Source organism: Stenotrophomonas sp. HMWF023, assembly GCF_003060985.1.
In the GTDB taxonomy this organism is placed as follows: domain Bacteria; phylum Pseudomonadota; class Gammaproteobacteria; order Xanthomonadales; family Xanthomonadaceae; genus Stenotrophomonas; species Stenotrophomonas lactitubi.
On record NZ_QAIJ01000053.1, the window covers coordinates 1 to 1,057 of the forward strand.

Consider the following 1,057-nt stretch of genomic DNA (forward strand, 5'->3'; position numbering starts at 1 on the left):
AACGGCTCAGCGACGGCGGTGCCGAGACCCATTCGGACTTGACCACCGTGCTCAACGGGATCATCGCGTTGGTGCCATCGGTATTGGTGGTCAGGCTGGACGGGCTGTAGAAGCTCTTCAGCGATTCCTGGCCGGTGCGGTACGGACCATCGGCCTGCATGGTCACGCGCTTGATGCGGCCTTCGTAGAAGAAGTCGTTGACGTACACCGGGGCCAGCATCAACTGGATGGTGCTGTACACGTCCGACACCGACATGCCCATCGACTGCGCCTGCACGCGGTCCACGTGCAGCTGCAGCTGCGGGGCGTTTTCCAGGCCGTTCGGGCGCACACCAACCAGATGGTCCGGCTTCTGCGCGGCTTGGCCGAGCAGGATGTTGCGGGCCTGGGTCAGCTGCTCGTAACCGGCACCACTACGGTCCTGCAGCCACATGTCGAAGCCACCGAACTGGCCAAGGCCCTGCACGGTCGGCAGGTTGACCACGAAGATCTGCGCTTCCTTGATGCCGTAGAACGCGCCGTTCATGTTCTGGATGAATTCCGGAGCAGTGAACTTGCGCTCTTCCCACGGCTTCAGGCGGATGAAGCCCATGCCCACGTTTTCGCCGGAACCGACGAAGCTGAAGCCGGCCACCTGCAGCATGCCTTCATAACCATCCTGCTTTTCCAGGATGCCGCGCATCTGTGCGAACGCTTCGTTGGTCTGGCTCTTGGTCGAGCCCGGCGGCAACTGCACGATCGCCAGTGCATAGCCCTGGTCTTCTTCCGGCAGGAAGCTGCCCGGCATGCGGGTGAACAGGAAGCCGCACAGCGCGGTCAGCACCACGAACAGGATCATCCAGCGCGGTGCATGGCGCACCGCGGAGGTGATGTGGCCCACGTAGGTGTGGCTGATCTTGTCGTAGTACTTGTTGAAGGTGCGGTAGATGATGTTCGGGTTGTCGTTGTGCGTCGGCTTGAGGAACGTCGCGCACAGCGCCGGGGTGAAGCCCAGTGCCAGGAACGCCGAGAACGCCATCGAGATGGCGATGGTCAGGGCGAACTGCTTGTAGATCTC

General features: G+C 62.2%; 1 protein-coding gene. It reads right to left on the reverse strand.

Annotated elements, in window-relative coordinates:
- The coding region (locus DBR20_RS02185; protein WP_181392996.1) for an efflux RND transporter permease subunit at positions 1-1,057 on the reverse strand (1,057 nt) is incomplete at both ends.